This window comes from Natrinema sp. HArc-T2, assembly GCF_041821085.1.
GTDB lineage: Archaea > Halobacteriota > Halobacteria > Halobacteriales > Natrialbaceae > Natrinema.
Genome location: NZ_JBGUAZ010000006.1, coordinates 38509 through 54887, shown reverse-complemented (window position 1 = coordinate 54887; position 16379 = coordinate 38509). Strand labels below are relative to the sequence as shown.

Annotated in this window: 13 protein-coding genes; 6 read left to right on the top strand and 7 right to left on the bottom strand. The window is 64.4% G+C overall.

Annotation, left to right across the window (positions count from 1 at the left end):
* Window positions 1-160: 160 nt before the first annotated feature.
* The 6 genes from ACERI1_RS14550 to ACERI1_RS14525 all read right to left on the bottom strand — a co-directional run bounded on the left by ACERI1_RS14550 (window position 161) and on the right by ACERI1_RS14525 (window position 7334).
* On the bottom strand, window positions 161-1825 hold the full coding sequence (locus ACERI1_RS14550) for a BCCT family transporter (protein ID WP_373619090.1): 1665 nt from the start codon (window positions 1823-1825) through the stop codon (window positions 161-163).
* 462 nt (window positions 1826-2287) lie between these two features.
* Complete coding sequence (locus ACERI1_RS14545) at window positions 2288-2935, bottom strand: hypothetical protein (RefSeq protein ID WP_373619088.1); 648 nt, start codon at window positions 2933-2935, stop codon at window positions 2288-2290.
* An 89-nt stretch (window positions 2936-3024) separates the two neighbouring features.
* Window positions 3025-4305, bottom strand: a complete 1281-nt coding sequence (locus tag ACERI1_RS14540) for an amidohydrolase (protein ID WP_373619086.1) — start codon at window positions 4303-4305, stop codon at window positions 3025-3027.
* 175 nt (window positions 4306-4480) lie between these two features.
* Complete coding sequence (locus ACERI1_RS14535) at window positions 4481-4870, bottom strand: Rid family detoxifying hydrolase (RefSeq protein WP_373619084.1); 390 nt, start codon at window positions 4868-4870, stop codon at window positions 4481-4483.
* Window positions 4871-4882: 12 nt separating this feature from the next.
* On the bottom strand, window positions 4883-6265 hold the full coding sequence (locus ACERI1_RS14530) for an aspartate aminotransferase family protein (RefSeq protein WP_373619083.1): 1383 nt from the start codon (window positions 6263-6265) through the stop codon (window positions 4883-4885).
* 313 nt (window positions 6266-6578) lie between these two features.
* Window positions 6579-7334 carry a winged helix-turn-helix transcriptional regulator gene (locus ACERI1_RS14525; RefSeq protein ID WP_373619081.1) on the bottom strand — a complete coding sequence of 252 codons (756 nt, stop codon included), beginning with the start codon at window positions 7332-7334 and terminating at the stop codon, window positions 6579-6581.
* A 271-nt stretch (window positions 7335-7605) separates the two neighbouring features.
* Here ACERI1_RS14525 and ACERI1_RS14520 point away from each other — a divergent pair, with 271 nt between their 5' ends.
* From ACERI1_RS14520 to ACERI1_RS14500, 5 genes are all read left to right on the top strand, one after another.
* Window positions 7606-9906, top strand: a complete 2301-nt coding sequence (locus ACERI1_RS14520; protein WP_373619080.1) for an amino acid permease — start codon at window positions 7606-7608, stop codon at window positions 9904-9906.
* A gap of 96 nt (window positions 9907-10002) precedes the next feature.
* Window positions 10003-10839 (top strand): proline dehydrogenase family protein, encoded by an 837-nt coding sequence (locus ACERI1_RS14515; protein WP_373619078.1) that lies wholly within the window; start codon window positions 10003-10005, stop codon window positions 10837-10839.
* Between the two features lie 124 nt (window positions 10840-10963).
* Window positions 10964-11923: a succinylglutamate desuccinylase/aspartoacylase family protein gene (locus tag ACERI1_RS14510; RefSeq protein WP_373619076.1), complete on the top strand. Its 960-nt coding sequence runs from the start codon at window positions 10964-10966 to the stop codon at window positions 11921-11923.
* 1 nt (window position 11924) lies between these two features.
* On the top strand, window positions 11925-13082 hold the full coding sequence (locus ACERI1_RS14505) for a threonine synthase (protein ID WP_373619074.1): 1158 nt from the start codon (window positions 11925-11927) through the stop codon (window positions 13080-13082).
* 25 nt (window positions 13083-13107) lie between these two features.
* Window positions 13108-13644: an NUDIX domain-containing protein gene (locus tag ACERI1_RS14500; protein ID WP_373619071.1), complete on the top strand. Its 537-nt coding sequence runs from the start codon at window positions 13108-13110 to the stop codon at window positions 13642-13644.
* A gap of 70 nt (window positions 13645-13714) precedes the next feature.
* On the opposite strand, the gene ACERI1_RS14495 is transcribed toward ACERI1_RS14500, so the two are convergent.
* Window positions 13715-14338, bottom strand: coding sequence for a beta-class carbonic anhydrase (locus ACERI1_RS14495; RefSeq protein WP_373619069.1), 624 nt, complete (start codon window positions 14336-14338; stop codon window positions 13715-13717).
* 196 nt (window positions 14339-14534) lie between these two features.
* Between ACERI1_RS14495 and argS the strand changes: the two genes are divergently transcribed.
* Window positions 14535-16313, top strand: a complete 1779-nt coding sequence (argS, locus tag ACERI1_RS14490) for an arginine--tRNA ligase (RefSeq protein ID WP_373619068.1) — start codon at window positions 14535-14537, stop codon at window positions 16311-16313.
* The last annotated feature ends 66 nt before the right edge of the window (window positions 16314-16379 follow it).

Sequence of the window (16379 nt, the reverse complement as noted above, 5' to 3'; positions counted from 1 at the left end):
ACCGCATACATTAAAACTTGTTATGGGTTGGCAAGGAGAACGGAGCAGCGCGGTCGGCTCAGACGACCGATTGTACGCCACTCCAACGCACCCGTGAACGGTTGCGGGTGCGCCGGAACCCACGGACAGGAGTCCGTATGAACCGTTTTGTCCGGCAGTATCAGTCGTCGTCCGACTCGACGGGGCCGCTGGGACCGGACGGCGACTCCGATTCGGTCGGTCGGCTCGAGCCGACGAGCACGGTTTCGTCCTGTAGCAGCACGCGACCGTATTCCGAGCCGAAGTCCTTGATCAGCGCGAGCATCGAGAGGAAGCAGACGAACGCGAAGGGTGTGCCGGTGATGATCGCCGCCTGCTGGAGCGTGTTGGCGCTGCCAGTGCCGCCGAGGATCATCAAGATCGCGGCGGTCATGCCGAGGACGACGCCCCAGAAGATCCGGTTGATGGTCGAGGGGCGGGCCTTGCCGCCGGTGGTCATCATCGAGACGGCCAGCGTCGAGGAGTCAGCCGACGTGACGAAGAACGTCGTCACGAGGATCATAAACGCCAGCATGAAGAGCGACCCCATGGGGAACGTCTCGAAGAGGATGAATCCGGAGATCTCCGCGCCGGCCTCGCCGGCCATCACTGCGCTGAAGTCGGCGACGCCGTTGTGCTGAGCCCAGACGGAGGTGCCGCCGACGAACGTGAACCACGGGATAGTTGCCGCGGACGTCGCGACGATCCCCGTGAACGCGACCTCACGGACCGTCCGTCCCTTGGAGATGCGGGCGATGAACAGACCCGCAAAGGGCGACCACGAGAGCGCCCACGCCCAGTAGAAGACGGTCCAGGCGTTCATCCAGTTCGTCGCCTCCGGGTTCCCTGCACCGAATGCACCGGCACCGGTAAAGAGGCTCATCGAGACGAAATCACCAACCATTCCGCCGACGGCCTGTGTGCCGAGCAGGATCAAAAACAGTGTCGGGCCGACGATGAACGTCGCGAACATGAGGACGACGAACAGCACCATGTTGAAATTCGAGAGCCGGCGGATCCCCTTGTCGACCCCCAACACCATCGAGGTCGTAAACAGCAACGTCATAAACGTCACCACGAGGAGGATGCCGATGTTCCCCATGCTGATGCCCCACTGGTAGTCCAGCCCGGTAATGAACTGGCTGCCGATGAAGCCAAGCGAGGTCGCCACGCCCCCGATCGTCGCGAAGACGGCAAGGATGTCGACGACTTTCGCGAACGGCCCGTCGAGATTCTCAGCGCCGATGATCGGTGTCAGCGCAGACGATACCCGTAGCGGGACGTTATCGTAATTGTACGCGAAGTAGCCGATCGCGATCCCCATGATGGTAAACACGGCGAGCTGAGGCAAGGCCCAGTGGAACAGCGTCTGCTGGACGGCGACGGTCATCGCTGCGGCCGATCCGCCCTCGACGCCGCCGAACAGCGGCGAGGGATTGTCGTAGTAGAACAGCGCCTCTGTCGGCCCCCAGAACACGACGCCCGCCGCGAACCCAGCGGAGTACAGCATCGCGAAAAACGACAGGAAGCTGTACTCCGGATCCTCGTCCCCCATCTTGATTCTGCCCCACGGCCCGATGATCAGGAACAGCAGGAAGACGACGATGAGGAACACGATCAACAGCAGTGCCCAGTTGAACGCGCCGAGCAGTTGATCGTTCAACGTCGAGATCCCACTCTCGACGGTACTCGGACTGATGAAGAACGCCGCGATCACCCCGACGGTCAACAATGCGCCGAACAGGAAGACCGTCGTATCGATCTCCTCGAGGAACTCGTCGACCATCCCCTTCTCAGCGCCACTCATCTCGTCTCACCTCCGAAGTCGGACGACAGCGTGATGGTTGGGTGTGAGTCAACCGCCCGTCGGCCATGCTGTGTGACGCCATACCGTGATCATCAACAGCGTATACAATAAGTGTTTCTCATACCGCGAATACATCTACAGATTGCGTTTATTGAGAAGTTGCACGCGAGGACGAGCGCACAGTACGTGCCCAGCCGACCGCCGTTTTCGAAGCACCGTAGCCGATTCACCGCGTGCCACCGGACTACGCACCGCACATCGAGACGAGTTCGTCACGGCGGGTCGTCTCGCCAGTCGACTGTCGGGCAGGCGGCGTTGCCGCCATCCTCGAGCGGCGGTCAGCGCGACGGTAATCGCGACGGTGCGCCTCGAGACCGGTCTCAGGAGAAGCTCCGCACGGAGTCATGTTGGGCCGAACTGGATTCGAGCACGCGACGCCGAATTTCGGTGGCGGCAGGCGTGTCAGTTTGTCAGTTCCTCGAGCGATCGCTCGCGAGCCGCGGCGCTTTCGGCTACACGCTCGGCGAACTCGTCGACGCTGTCTTTGATCTCCTCGCGGGTGTCTGCCGGTGAGAAGGCGTCGGACATCGTCAGCAGGCGCACGAACGCGCGCAGTTCCTCGTCGGTGAGCTGGGCGAACTCCTCGTGCTCGAGTTTGTCGACGACCGCGTCGACGTCGATCTGGCCGACCGGTTCGACGTTGAACTCGACGTTGACCATCCGGTAGTTCGAGCCGGCCAGGCGCTGTTCGGCCTTGCCGACGCCCTCCGAGAGCATGTCTTTGAACGGGGTGTGATAGCCCATCGTCCCGAGATGCAGGAACGCGAGCATGTCGGTGATCCCCTGAGTGTAGGCGTCTCGGTCCTCGTCGTCAGGGTCGAAGACCGTCTCCCGATCGCGTTCTTCCAAGTACTCGAAGAGGATGCTGAAATCGAGAATCGCGTTGCGGACCCGGCGACGGATCCGATTTCGCTTCTGTTTTTTCGAGTGGTCGGTGTAATCGGTTTTCCGGCCGAGCAGGAAATCGCGGTCGGAGGGGGTCAAGATTCCGCGCGGGCGGTCCGAGTCCGCTGCCGCCTGCAGCGACTCCGGCACGTCGTCCTGGCTCATAGGGGATACACAGAGACCGCGCGGATTAACGTTTCCCATCCACCGAACGTGGCTGACAACTCGAATCGCGTGTACCCCGGTCGCACGCGCTACGGTCGCCGCCGGGAGAGTTCGAGGGCCGTCTCCGACAGCAGCGCGACCCCGGTCTCGAGGCTCGATTCGTCGATGTCGAACGTCGGCGTGTGGTGACTCGTCGGGTGGTCGGTGCCGATGAGAACGTACGAGGTGAGACCACCGTTGTCCTGGACGCGCTGCATGAGGTAGGTCACGTCTTCGCTGACGCCGAACTCCTCGGTCGGGATTACGCGCTCGACGCCGTCGACCTCCCACGCGACGTTGCCGACGAGGTCGCGAAGTGCGGGATGGCTGTCGACGCGTGGCGATTCGCTGATCACCCGCGGCGTGACGTCACAGTCGTGCATCTCGGCGGCGGCATAGAGGACCCGCTCGAGTTCCGTGCGCATATACTCCATCAGCGCGGTCGTCTCGCCGCGGACCTCGGCCTCGATGGTGACTTCCTCGGCGATGACGTTGCTCGCAGTGCCGCCCTCGATACAGCCGACGTTGACCCGGGTCATCCCGTCGCTGTGGCGAGGAATCGCGTAGGCGTTCTGGATCGCGGTCGCCGCCGCTTGCATGGCGTTTGCGCCCTCGTTCGGCGCTTTCCCGGCGTGGGCGCTTGCGCCTTCGAACGTCGCGGTCAGATGGGCCATAGCCAGCGGTTTTTCGATCCCCGCGACGATCTCGCCGGTCGGGTGGTCGAGGCCGATGTGTAACGCGAGGAGATAGTCGACATCGTCGAGATAGCCACTTTCGGCCATCGCCTTCCCGCCGCCGGAGATCTCCTCGGCGGGCTGGAAGAACACCTTCAGCGTGCCCGAAAAGTCGCTTTTCTTGACTGCCTCGAGCGTCCCCAGCGCCATCGCGAGGTGGGCATCGTGGCCGCAGGCGTGCATGTAGCCGTCGTGTTCGGAGCGAAAGCCCTCGGCGGCCGGTCGGTGGTCGTCCTCGTTGGATTCCCGCATCGAGATCGCATCCAAGTCGACGCGCAGTCCGATACACGGCCCGTCGCCGCACTCGAGCACGCCGATCACGCCCGTGTGACCGTCGGCGGTCCGCTCCAAGATGTCCGATCGAACCCCTGCTTCGCGAGCGCGTTCGAGCCACGGCTCGAGTTCGGCTTCGGCGGGGACGGCCATGCGCTCGTCAGTCGCCAGCGCCTCGCGACCGACGGCGATCTCGTCGACGCCGAGCCGCTCGAGTTCCTCGACCACTCGAGCGGTCGTTCGGAACTCGCGCCAGCCCGGTTCGGGAAGCCGATGGAAGTCCCGCCGGAGTTGCTGGAGCCTGTTTCGAACCTCGTATGACATGGTTTCTCGGAACAAGGTCGGGGAGCTACTTAATCGTGGCCAATGATCGTATACTGTTTCCGACGTTCGGTGGACAACGTCACCGTCGAGTCCGGATTCCGTTTCGATTTGGGCGACTGGCTCGGCGGCGACGAGGGAGCTGCGAGAAGGGACTCGAGGCGTCCGTCGACCGCGATTAGCCCAGGTACGCGGTCGCATCCATCTCGACGCGAACGTCCGCCGGCAGTCTCGAGACCTCGACGCAGACGCGTGCCGGCGGGTCGGCGCCGAATCGCGCGCCGTAGGCGTCGTTGACGCGGTCGTAGTCCGCGAGATCGGTCAGATAGACGGTCACTTTGACGACGTCGGCGAGCCCGTCGCCGCCGGCGTCGTCGACGACCGCGGCGATGTTCTCGAGGACCTGCTCAGTTTGGTCTTGAATGTCGCCGTCGACGACCTCGCCCGTTTCGGGATCGACGGGGCCGTAGCCGGAGACGTACAGCGTGTCACCGGCGCGGACGCCCTGTGAGTAGGGGTTGTCGTGGCTCGGTGCGTCGTCGGTTTCGATGGGAGCGATGCCGGACATGACGTGTGGATCTCAGGCTGCCTGTTTCGCCTCGGTAGTCACGTTCTCGATCGCTTCGACGACGATGTCGAGTGCGGTCTCGGCCAGATCGTGGGTGAGCACCAGCGGCGGCAGGAGTCGGAGCACGTTGCCGTGGCGACCGGCGGTCCAGACGAGGACGCCGCGCTCGAAGCAATACTGCTGGATGGCGTCGACGAGGTCGCCGTCGGGGGTCCCGTCACTGTCGACGAATTCGGCACCGATGAACAGCCCCTTGCCGCGGACGTCGGCCAGGCGGTCGTTCCCGTCGGCGGCGTCGCGGAGCCGTTCCCGGATGTACTCGCCGAGGTCGCGGGCGTGGGCGAGTAAGTCGTGCTCCTGGATATACTCGATCGCGCGGGTGCCGGCGCGCATGCCGACGACGTGGCCGCGGTAAGTGCCGGCGTGGTCGCCCGAGCCCCACGTGTCCAGGTCCTCGTGGTACATCGTCGCCGAGAGCGGAAAGCCCACACCACCGAGAGCCTTCGCGGAGGTCATCGCGTCCGGTGCGACGCCCTCCCAGTCGCTGGCCCACCACTGCCCGGTGCGACCGAAGCCGCTCTGGATCTCGTCGAAGACGAGCACGACGTCGTTGTCGTCGGCGATGTCGCGCAGCCCCTGCAGGAACCCCTCCGGAGGGGTGACGATGCCGCCCTCGCCCTGGATCGGCTCGACGATGATCCCCGCAGGGTTGGCCAGCCCGCCGTAGGGGTCCTCGACGATGGCCTGGACCTCCTCGAGCGCGTGGTCGACCGCCGCCTCAGGGGGCTTGTCCTGCCGGAACGGATCGGGGTACGGCGCGTGGACGACGTCGGAGAGCAAGGGCGTGTAGTGGCCCTTGAACTTCTTGTTCGACGTGACGCTCATCGCGCCGCTCGTCGCGCCGTGGTAGGCCCCGCGGAAGGCGATGAGGCCGTCGCCGCCGGTGTTGTACTTGGCGAGTTTGATCGAGGCCTCGATGGCGTCGCTGCCGGTCGGGCCCCCGAAGACGACCTTGTTCTGGCCCCGTAGACCCTCGGGCGCGATATCGTCTAGCTTCTCGATCAGTTCGAGCCGGGCCTCGGTCGGGAAATCGACCGTGTGAACGAACTTGTCGGCCTGCTCGTGGACGGCCTCGAGCACGTAGGGGTTCGAGTGGCCGACGTTCAACACGCCGATCCCCGCAAAGAGGTCGATGTAGGTGTTGCCGTCGGCGTCCCGGACCGTCGCGCCTTTGCCGTCCTCGAAGGCGATCGGGATGTCCTCCGGATAGGCGACCGCGTTACTGTCGATCTCGCGTTGTTTCTCGAGTAGCGCCTGCGTTTTGGGACCCGGAACGGAGTCGACGGACGGTGCATCCGCGAAGTGGAGTTCGTCGATCGGTGGTCCTGCCGTCATAGGTGTGGGAAGGTGGAACAATCATAAATAACTTGTCCACAGTATCTATGGAGAGTATACACAGTTACTGGCTACTCGTATCGGCTCCCCACCAGCTCCCAGCGACAGTGCGACCGAGCGTAGACGGAACTGTACCGTCCATTACGTCGGCGACGGAAGGAGCATTCGAGTGAGACTCGAGTTAGCGAGGTCTCGGCTCCGACTGAACCGAGTGACACACCGATCGCACAGCCCGCGGTTCTCGCTTGCGGTGCTCGCTCCGACCCGCACACCTGTCGGGCGATCGGGTCTGTAGTGAGGGTCAGTGGTTGCTCTATGCGCTGTCGGCACCGTCACGGAACGCCTCGAGCGTCGCGTCGTCGATGCCGTCACGCGAGAAGACCGTGACGATATCGTCGGCTCGGATTTCGGTATCGCCGTGTGGCGTCAGGACGGTGTCGTCGCGCTCGATCGCGATCACGAGCGCGTCGTCGTCGAGAACGTTCCGCCCAACGGCGCGTTTCAGGGTCGTCGCTGCGATCGGCGCGCCGGGATCGACGGTTACCTCGGCGACTTCCGCGTCACCCGAGAGGCTGACGAAGTCGGTGATCGACTCACACCGGGCGTTCTCGGCGGGACCGTACGGCGCGTACGGCTGCCAGATCTCGTTCTGGACGAGAACCTCGTCTTCGATCTCGACGCCGAGATCCGACAGCGAGCGGGCGATCCGCCGGAGATCGGCTGTGTCCTCGCCGACTGCCAACACGTGGAGGTTTCGGCGACCGGTCATCAGTTCGCGGACGTTGATCACACCGGAGATGGCCCGCGTCCGGCGAGCGATCAGTTCCCGCTCGGAGACCGGCGCGTTACACATAAACAGGTTCGTCAGCCGCCCGTCCGCTCGCTCGAAGTCGACGGTTGCGTGGTAGCCGGTGAGCACACCGTGGTCTTCCAGTCGTGAAATTCGGTTCCGAATCGTTCCCGGCGACACGTTCGTTTCCTCGGCGATCGTCGGTGCTGAGATGTTCCGTGCGTCGTCCATCAGCGCATTGATGATCCGCCGATCGATCTCGTCGAGCCGATGCTCCATGTCTCGAGGTCTCGAACCCGGTGTCATACAGTGTTCCGATCTCCGTCGAACCACTATTCATATATATGATCATTTTTGCGGAACGTCAATATACCCTCACGATTATACGGATTCGACAATATAATCACGGGATTTATCATCGGTTCCGCTACAACCCCGACACAATGAACGCTCGACACCGGGTACGCGGTCCACCGATCCGACCGGAAGCGAACGCGACCCGTCTGTCACGGTCGCCGACTGAGCGGGTGTGTCGACGGGGTGGCGCCACATGAGCACTGACGAGGAACTCGCGAAGGACCTCGGGCTCCTCTCGGCGATCACGATCGGGATCGGGACGATGATCGGCGCGGGGATCTTCGTGCTCCCGGGGACGGCCGTGGCGCGAGCGGGGCCGCTCGCTGCCGCGACCTTCGTGATCGGCGGCGTGACCGCGCTGTTTACCGCCCTGTCGGCCTCGGAATTGGGGACGGCGATGCCCAAATCCGGCGGTGCCTACTTCTACGTCAATCGCGCGCTCGGTCCCCTGTTCGGCTCGATCAGCGGCTGGGCCAACTGGCTCGGATTGGCGTTTGCCTCCGCGTTCTACATGTATGGCTTCGGCGAGTACGTCAACCAGCTTGTGGGCGCGCCGGCACTCGCGCTCGGTCCCGTCACGGTCTCGGCGGCGCAAACTATCGGCCTGATCGGCGCGGCGCTGTTTATCGCCATCAACTACGTCGGTGCCAAGGAGACCGGCGGCCTCCAGATCGCCATCGTATTGACGCTGCTCGGTATCCTCGGCCTGTTCACCATCATCGGCCTGTTCAACGCCGACCTCGAGTCGCTGCGACCGATCGCGCCCGAGGGAACGACCAGTGAGGTGCTTCCGGTGACGGCCATCGTCTTCGTCTCCTATCTCGGCTTCGTCCAGATTACGTCCGTCGCCGAGGAGATCAAAGACCCTGGCCGGAACCTCCCGCTTGCCGTCATCGGCTCGGTCGTCATCGTCACGGTCGTCTACGCGCTGTTCCTCGTCGTCTTGCTGGCGGCAGTGCCGAACGAACTGGTGGCGAACAACGAAACCGCCGTCGTCGACGCCGCCGAGTTACTGTTCGGTCAGTACAGCGTCTTCGGCATCGGGCTCGGCAGGCTCGGCTGGGGACTGTTGTTACTTGGCGGACTCTTGGCGACGGCCTCGAGTGCGAACGCGTCGATCCTCTCGTCATCGCGGATCAACTTCGCGATGGGCCGCGAGAAGATCCTCTCGCCGTCGGTCAACGATATCCACGAGCGTTTTGGCACGCCGTTTAAGTCGATCCTGATCACTGGCGCGCTCATAATCGGCTTTTTGTTGTTTGGCAACCTCAAGTTGCTGTCGACGGCTGGCTCGGTGTTGCACCTGATCGTCTACGGGCTGTTGAACATCGCGCTCATCGTCATGCGCGAGGCCGAACCCGCCGAGTACGATCCCGACTTCGAGGTGCCGCTGTATCCGTTCGTCCCGATCATCGGGACGGTGTCGTCGTTCGCGCTGATCGCGTACATCGAGCCGTTCGTTATCCTGCTCTCGGCGGCGCTCGTCGTCTTCGCGGGTATCTGGTATCTGCTCTATGCTCGCCAGCGCGTCGAAAGCGCCGGCGTGTTCGTCAACTGGATCCTCGAGCGCTCCGAGGAGATGCCCGACGCCGCAGTCACCGCCGCCGACTCGGTTCGACCCGATGCCGCCAGAGCCGCCACGGGCACGGACGGCGGCGACTTCCGCGTGATGGTCCCGCTTGCAAACCCCCGCACCGAGACCGAACTCATCACCCTCGCCGGTGCCATCGCGAAACAGCGCGACGGGACGGTTCACGCGGTCCACATCGTGCAGGTGCCCGACCAGACGCCGCTCGAGCGAGGAGCCGAACAAACCGAGCGAATCGACGCCGAGTCCCAGAAGTTACTCGAGCAGGCACGGGAAGACGCCGAGACGTTCGGCGCCGCCGTCGAGACCCACACGGTGCTCTCACACCGCTCGTTCGAGGAGATCTTCGACGCCGCGCGCACCTTCGAGGCCGATCAGGTCGTCATGGGCTGGGGGCCGACCACCCACGGGCGCGCCGAGTCGCGGATCGACGAACTGACCCACGATCTGCCCTGTGACTTCCTGGTGCTCAAAGATCGCGGGTTCGACCCCGAACACATCCTGCTGCCGACCGCCGGCGGCCCGGATTCGGTCCTCGGCGCGGACGTCGTCCGCTTGCTCCGCGAGGAGTTCGACTCCCGCGTGACGCTGTTGCACGCCGTCAGCGAGGACGAGTCCCCAGAAGAGGGCGAGCGGTTCCTCGAGGAGTGGGCCATCGAGAACGGCTTGGCCGACGCCGAGTTGCTCATCGACGATCGCGATGTCGAGACCGCTATCGAAGATGCAGCCACGGACGCGACGCTGCTGGTGATTGGCGCGACCGAGACGGGGCTGCTCTCGCGGCTCGTCCGCGGCTCGCTGGTGCTCGATGTCCTCAACGACGTCGAGTGTTCGGTGTTGCTCGCCGAACGCGCCCGCACGCGGACGCTTCGCGAACGCCTGCTGGGGCTCGAAAAAGACGAGTAATCCCCGTTTTCCTTCTTTCTGTCTCTCGATGCAGACGCGAGTAGCTGTGCGAGAAACGGAGGAACTGCCTTACGCGTCGCACCCCCTACGTTCGATATGCTCCCGCCGATCGCCGACCGGTTCGTTGCGGGTGAGTCTCCTGCGGAAGCGCTCGAGCACGTCCGCCGTCTGAACGACAACGACGTGAAGGCAATCATCAACTTGCTGGGCGAGCACTACGACGATCGCAACGCCGTCGCCGCTGACGCCGCCGAATACCGACGGCTCGTCGAAGACATCGCTGGCTCGGGACTCGAGGCCTGCATCTCCGTCAAACCCTCGCAGCTGGGACTGGACCTCGGCGAGGACGTTTTTCGATCAGAGCTGACAGATATCGTCGACGCAGCGGCCGAGCGCGACGTCTTCGTCTGGATCGACATGGAGGATCACACGACGACCGACGCGACCTTGGACGCCTTCGAAACCGTCGCCCGCGAGCACGGCGGTGGCGTCGGCGTCTGCGTACAGGCGAACCTCCGCCGGACGCGAGCGGACGTCAGACGGCTCGCGGACGTACCCGGCAAGGTCCGCTTCGTCAAGGGGGCCTACGAGCCGCCGGCAGACGTCGCCTACACGGACGGGGCGCGGGTCGATCAGGAGTATCGAACCCTGCTCGAGGATGCGTTCGAACACTACGACGGCGGCATCGCGGTTGGCAGTCACGATCCGGCGATGATCGAACACGCCATGGCCCTCCACGAGCGATACGGCACCGACTTCGAGATCCAGATGCTCATGGGCGTGCGCGAAGACGCCCAGTACGACCTGACCGACGAGTACGAGGTCTGGCAGTACGTTCCCTACGGCGACCGCTGGCTGTCGTACTTCTATCGGCGGGTCGCAGAACGGAAAGAGAACCTCGGATTCGCGCTTCGGGCCGTTTTGAGTGGATAAGATTCCGCGTTGGGGATGCGGTCCCGACTCTGCCGACGACGGCCCCGTATTTCGATTTGCCGGTTGTGAACGCCGCGAGAACAACAGATAGTATAAAGGCCAACGGGTTCAACGTCTGGGACATATGACGACGACGCTCGGAACGGCGAGCGCGGGGCCCGGCGAGATAGACACGGGCCGTCTCGAGGTCGGCGAAACCCGGGACGGGAGTTCGGTTGGACTACCCGTCGCAGTGGTAAACGGAGCCTCCTCGGGGAAGACGCTCTACATGCAGGCGGCCAGCGACGGTGACGAACTCAACGGCGTCGGCGTCATCCAGCGCGTCGTCCCGCGACTGGATCCCGCCGAGCTTTCGGGGACGATCCTGATCGTTGGGATCGTCAACTACCACGCGTTTCAGGTCGCCGAACACCGCAACCCGATCGACGATACGAAGATGAACCGCGCTTACCCGGGCAACGAAACCGGCACCTCGAGCGAGCGGATCGCCGCCGCAACTTTCGACGCCGCAACCCGGGCAGATCTGATCCTCGACCTCCATCAGGGGTCGACCAGCCAGATGTTAGACGAGGTTCGCGTCCGCTGTGGGAAACGCCACCGCCTCCACGACCAGTGTCTCGAGCTGGCGAAGGCCTTCGGCTGTGGCTACGTCTTGGATCAGAAGGGACCGGATGGCCAGCTCGCCCGGACAGGCCCAGATGAGGGTATCCCGACCGTCGACCCCGAACTCGGTGGGGCCGTCGGCTGGGACGAGGAGAGCATTCAGAAGGGCGTCGAGGGCGTCTTCAACGTCCTCCGGCACTACGGCTTCCTCGAGGGTAACCAGCCCCTCGAGACCCAGACCCGTGCCAGTGGCTTCGAACAGTACGGCGCGCCCGCAGGCGGGCTAGTCACGCTGGAAAAGGAACTCGGCGACCGGGTGCGCCCCGGCGAGACGATCTTTACGGTGACGACTCCCTTCGGCGAACCGAAAGCCGAGGTGACAGCCGACAGCGGCGGAATCTTCTGGCGTGCACGACGCCTCCCGCAGGTCGCGACCGGCGAGTACGTCTGCTCGGTCGGCACCGACATCGGCCAGTACTGAGATGGCCTCTGACCTCACCTGTCCCGACTGCGGGGCCGTCTACGCGGCCGGGCCGGACGAGCCATGGCGCTGTGGCTGTGGCCACGCCCTCGAGTTTACTGAACGACCCCATCCGCAAGGCGACCCGCTGCCGTTGCACAACCTCGACACCAGCCAAGGGCTGTGGACGTTCTTCGAATTCCTCCCGATCGAACAGCACGTCACCTTCTACGAGGGGTTTACGCCGCTGGTCGATGCCCCCGAGTGGGACGCGCAGTTCAAACTCGAGTACGTGTTCCCGACGGGTTCGTTCAAAGATCGCGGCGCGACGACGACGCTCTCGCGAGCAGTCGAACTCGGCGTCGAGAAGGTCATTGAAGATTCGTCGGGCAACGCCGGCGCGTCGATCGCGACCTACGCGGCCCGTGCCGGGCTCGCGGCGGATATCTACGTCCCGGCGGACGTCAAACAGTCCAAGCTGATGGCGATCCAGCGGGCCGACGCCCGTCCAGTTCGCATCGAGGGGACCCGCGAAGACGTCACGGCGGCCTGTCTCGAGGCTGTCGAAGGTGATGCGAGCGACACCGAGACCACGACCGACGAGCGCGACGCCCCACACCAGACCGGCGAGGGCTGGTACGCCAGCCACGCCTGGAACCCCGCGTTCTACGCCGGGACAATGACCTTCGCGTTCGAGGTGGCCGCCCAACAGGGCTGGACCGTCCCCGACGCCGTCGTCCTTCCGATCGGCCACGGGACGCTCTTTCTGGGCGCCTACCGGGGCTTTTCGCTGCTCAACGAGGCCGGCATCGTCGACGGGATGCCCCGCCTACTTGGCGCACAGGCCGCCGGCTACGCCCCGATCGTCGCCGCCCTCGGCGGCGAGACGACCGATGACGACGGCGACCGGGCGACCATCGCGGACGGCATCCAGATCACCGAACCCGCACGTGGCACCCAAATCCTCGAGGCGATCGAGGCGACCGACGGCGACGCGATCGCCCTCGGCGACGATCCGATCGAGTCCACGCTGGATCGCCTCCATCGCAACGGATTCTACGTCGAGCCGACCTGTGCGGTCGCGCCGGCTGCCCTCGAGCGCTACCGCGAGCGTGGCGTCATCGACGACGCCGACGACATCGTCGTCCCGCTGACCGGCAGCGGATTGAAAACCCTATGATCCGTCAGTGCTGACGGGTTCATAGATGGTCAGCCGACCGCCGACGTTCTGTCCCGACTGCGGAAGCCGCCTCGAGTCGACAGTAGCCGACGACCGCGAGCGCATGCGCTGCCCGCATTGTGAGGCGATCGTCTGGCACAATCCCGTGCCGTGTGCCGGCGTCGCGGTCGTCGACCGCGCCCGGTCCGACCCGGCGGTGCTCTGTGTCGAACGCGGGATTCCACCAGGCGTCGGCGAGTGGACGATCCCGGGCGGTCACATCGAGACCGGCGAAGAACCGCCCGAAGCAGCTGCCCGCGAACTCGAGGAGGAGACCGGTGTCGCCGTCGATCCCGGCGATCTCGAGATCTTGGCCGCGTCAGCGATGCCGCCGCGGACGGGCAAACACGTGGTGACAGTCCATTACGTGGCCGACCGGGTCGACGCCGACGGCGAGCCGATCGCTGGCAGCGACGCGACGGACGCCCGGTTCTGGACGCCAGCGGCGTTCGACGCCTCCGGCGAGACCTTTCGACCGGTCCATTACGAGCGGTTTCGGGAGGCTGCGGCGTTGCTCGAGTGACATCGGCGACGGTTCTTCGTTCGGCTAGGTTCGGAGACAGGCGAGGACAGAAATCGACGGGGAGACAATCTTACTCTGAACGCCGCGTATTGATCTCCTCGGAGACCCGTTCGCCAGGGCGGCGGAGGGCGTCGCTTTCGACTTCGTAGACATAGCCGTGGACGGTGACCTCGTCGGGAACGAGCGGGTGGGCCTCGAGATAGTCGATTTGGGCCTGACACGCCTCGTCGATATCGTCGGTCATAGAGACCCATTCGGCGATCGAGGCGTCGCCGATCGCTAAACTGGGGAGTGCAGGATTGAGATCGACATCGTCGAGGCTCCCGCCAGCGACGGCCTCGAGCCCGTCGACGATGGCCGCATCCGGTGCGCTCATCATCCCGCAATCCGTGTGATTGACGACGATAATTTCCGTCGTGTCGAAGAAGTTCGTACTCAACGCGGCGCTCCGGATGACGTCGTCGGTCACCTTGCCGCCGGCGTTTCGAAAGATGTGGGCGTCACCCAAGGAAATGTCGAGTGCGTCTTCGACGGGAATCCGTTCGTCCATACACGCGATGACGAGGAGCTGCTTGTCGGTTGAGATGTCTTTCCGGCGGCGGCGCGCCCAGTCATCTCGCTGCTCGACGTGTTCGTCGACCCGCTCGAACACTCGTCCAGCGTCAGGCTCGGATCGATCATGTGGTCCCGCCATACATGGTATGATATACCGCACCACTGTTCACAGTTGGCGTTACGGCAACCACCGCCAGCATCTATGACGGTCGAATCCGCTAGAGGTCACGAAAATAAATGGCAGAATCATCCGACCTGTCTCCGGAACTATCCCGACTCTCGTCCTCGAGACGAAACCCGACATTCCTTTACTCGAGCCCTGAATACGGGCGGGTATGTTCCTCTCCCTACGCGCGGAAGTCGAGGACGCCCTCGAGGGGGCGCTTGCCGCACTCGACTTCCCGACGGACGACCTAGGTCTCGAAGAACCGCCGGACGACGTTGCGAGCGTCCTCGCCTCGAGCGTGGCGTTCCGGCTGGCCGGCGAGGCCGGCGCAGCGCCGCCACAGGTCGCCGGCCAGATCGCCGACGAGATCGACGCTGACGACCTGACCTACGTGTCCGAGATCCAGACGCAGGGGCCGTATCTCAACTTCCTGCCGAGCGACGCATATCTCGCCGACACCCTCGCCGACGCGACCGACGACGACTACGGCACCCTGCCGGACCGCGAGGAGTCAGTCGTCGTCGAGCACACGAGCGCGAACCCGACCGGCCCGGTCCACGTCGGTCGCGCACGGAACCCGATCATCGGCGACGCCGTCTCGAATCTCCTTGATTTCGCCGGCTACGACGTCGATCGCCACTACTACGTCAACGACGCCGGTCGACAGATGGCCGTCTTCACCTGGGCCTACGAGACCTTCGACGAGGAGGAGCTCGAGGAAGAGCCCGAGCGCGACCGTATCGAGTACGATCTCGTCCGGTACTACCGCAAGGGCAACGCCTACCTCGAGAACGCGTCCGAAAGCGAGGTCGAGCAGGCTGAAGCCGAGATCGAGTCGATCATGCAGGGCCTCGAGGCCGGCGACGACGAGGCCTACGAGCGCGTCAGCGAGGTCGTCGATCAGGTACTCGGCGGCATGACGGAGTGTCTCGCGCGCCTGCCCGCGGAATTCGACGAGTTCGTCAAGGAAACGCGGTTCATGCGCAACGGCGACACCAACGACCTCGTCGCCCGCCTGAAAGAACTCGACGAGGCGGTCTACGAGGAAGACGCCTGGCAGCTGGAACTCGAGGACCACGGGATCGACAAGAACCTCGTCTTCCTGCGCTCGGACGGCACCTCGTTGTACGCGACCCGCGACCTGGCCCACCACGAGTGGAAGTTCGACAACTACGACAGCGCCGTGACGGTGCTCGGCGAGGACCACAAACTGCAGGCCAAACAGATCCGGACGACGCTCGAGTTGCTGGACAACGACACTGACGACCTCCAGCAGGTGCTGTACTCCTACGTCAACCTCCCCGAAGGGAAGATGAGCACCCGTCGCGGGACCGGCGTCGATCTCGACGACCTGCTCGATGAGGCGATCGACCGCGCCAGACAGGAGGTCGAGGACCGACTCGACGACCGCATCCGTGACGACGATCTCGACGAGGACGACATCGAGCGCATCGCCCATCAGGTCGGGATCGGTGCGGTCCGCTACGACATCGTCTCCAAGCAGCCGACGAAGGCGATCACCTTCGAGTGGGACCGCGCGCTCGACTTCGAGGCCCAGTCCGCGCCGTACGTCCAGTACGTCCACGCACGCTGCTGTGGCATCTTGGAGGAAGCCGGAATCGACCCCGAAACGGGCATGGACGACGTCGAGACCGCCGTCGACGCCGACCTGCTCGCGACCGAGGCCGAACGCGACCTCCTCGAGACGATCGCACGCTTCCCGGCGGTCGTCGACGAGGCCGCTGACGACTTAGAGCCCCACGGGATCGCAACCTACACGCGCGAATTCGCCGACCGGTTCAACGGCTTCTACCGGGAGTGTCCGGTGCTGGCTGACGATGTCGATCCCGACGTCCGTGAGGCGCGGCTGGCGCTGGTTGCGGCCTCGAAACACGTGGTCGCGAACGCCCTGTCGATTCTGGGCGTGGCCGCACCGCGGTCGATGTAACGAGTCTGCGATCGCGACCGCTATCGGTTCTCGGTTTCGTACCCGCGGGCGATCCACGGCAGATCG

Coding starts and splice junctions, on each gene's coding strand:
- ACERI1_RS14505 (WP_373619074.1), top strand. CDS start 11,925: ATGGCCTCTGACCTCACCTGTCCCGACTGCGGGGCCGTCTACGCGGCC.
- argS (WP_373619068.1), top strand. CDS start 14,535: ATGTTCCTCTCCCTACGCGCGGAAGTCGAGGACGCCCTCGAGGGGGCG.
- ACERI1_RS14520 (WP_373619080.1), top strand. CDS start 7,606: ATGAGCACTGACGAGGAACTCGCGAAGGACCTCGGGCTCCTCTCGGCG.
- ACERI1_RS14540 (WP_373619086.1), bottom strand. CDS start 4,305: ATGTCATACGAGGTTCGAAACAGGCTCCAGCAACTCCGGCGGGACTTC.
- ACERI1_RS14495 (WP_373619069.1), bottom strand. CDS start 14,338: ATGGCGGGACCACATGATCGATCCGAGCCTGACGCTGGACGAGTGTTC.
- ACERI1_RS14535 (WP_373619084.1), bottom strand. CDS start 4,870: ATGTCCGGCATCGCTCCCATCGAAACCGACGACGCACCGAGCCACGAC.
- ACERI1_RS14530 (WP_373619083.1), bottom strand. CDS start 6,265: ATGACGGCAGGACCACCGATCGACGAACTCCACTTCGCGGATGCACCG.
- ACERI1_RS14545 (WP_373619088.1), bottom strand. CDS start 2,935: ATGAGCCAGGACGACGTGCCGGAGTCGCTGCAGGCGGCAGCGGACTCG.
- ACERI1_RS14550 (WP_373619090.1), bottom strand. CDS start 1,825: ATGAGTGGCGCTGAGAAGGGGATGGTCGACGAGTTCCTCGAGGAGATC.
- ACERI1_RS14525 (WP_373619081.1), bottom strand. CDS start 7,334: ATGGAGCATCGGCTCGACGAGATCGATCGGCGGATCATCAATGCGCTG.
- ACERI1_RS14500 (WP_373619071.1), top strand. CDS start 13,108: ATGGTCAGCCGACCGCCGACGTTCTGTCCCGACTGCGGAAGCCGCCTC.
- ACERI1_RS14510 (WP_373619076.1), top strand. CDS start 10,964: ATGACGACGACGCTCGGAACGGCGAGCGCGGGGCCCGGCGAGATAGAC.
- ACERI1_RS14515 (WP_373619078.1), top strand. CDS start 10,003: ATGCTCCCGCCGATCGCCGACCGGTTCGTTGCGGGTGAGTCTCCTGCG.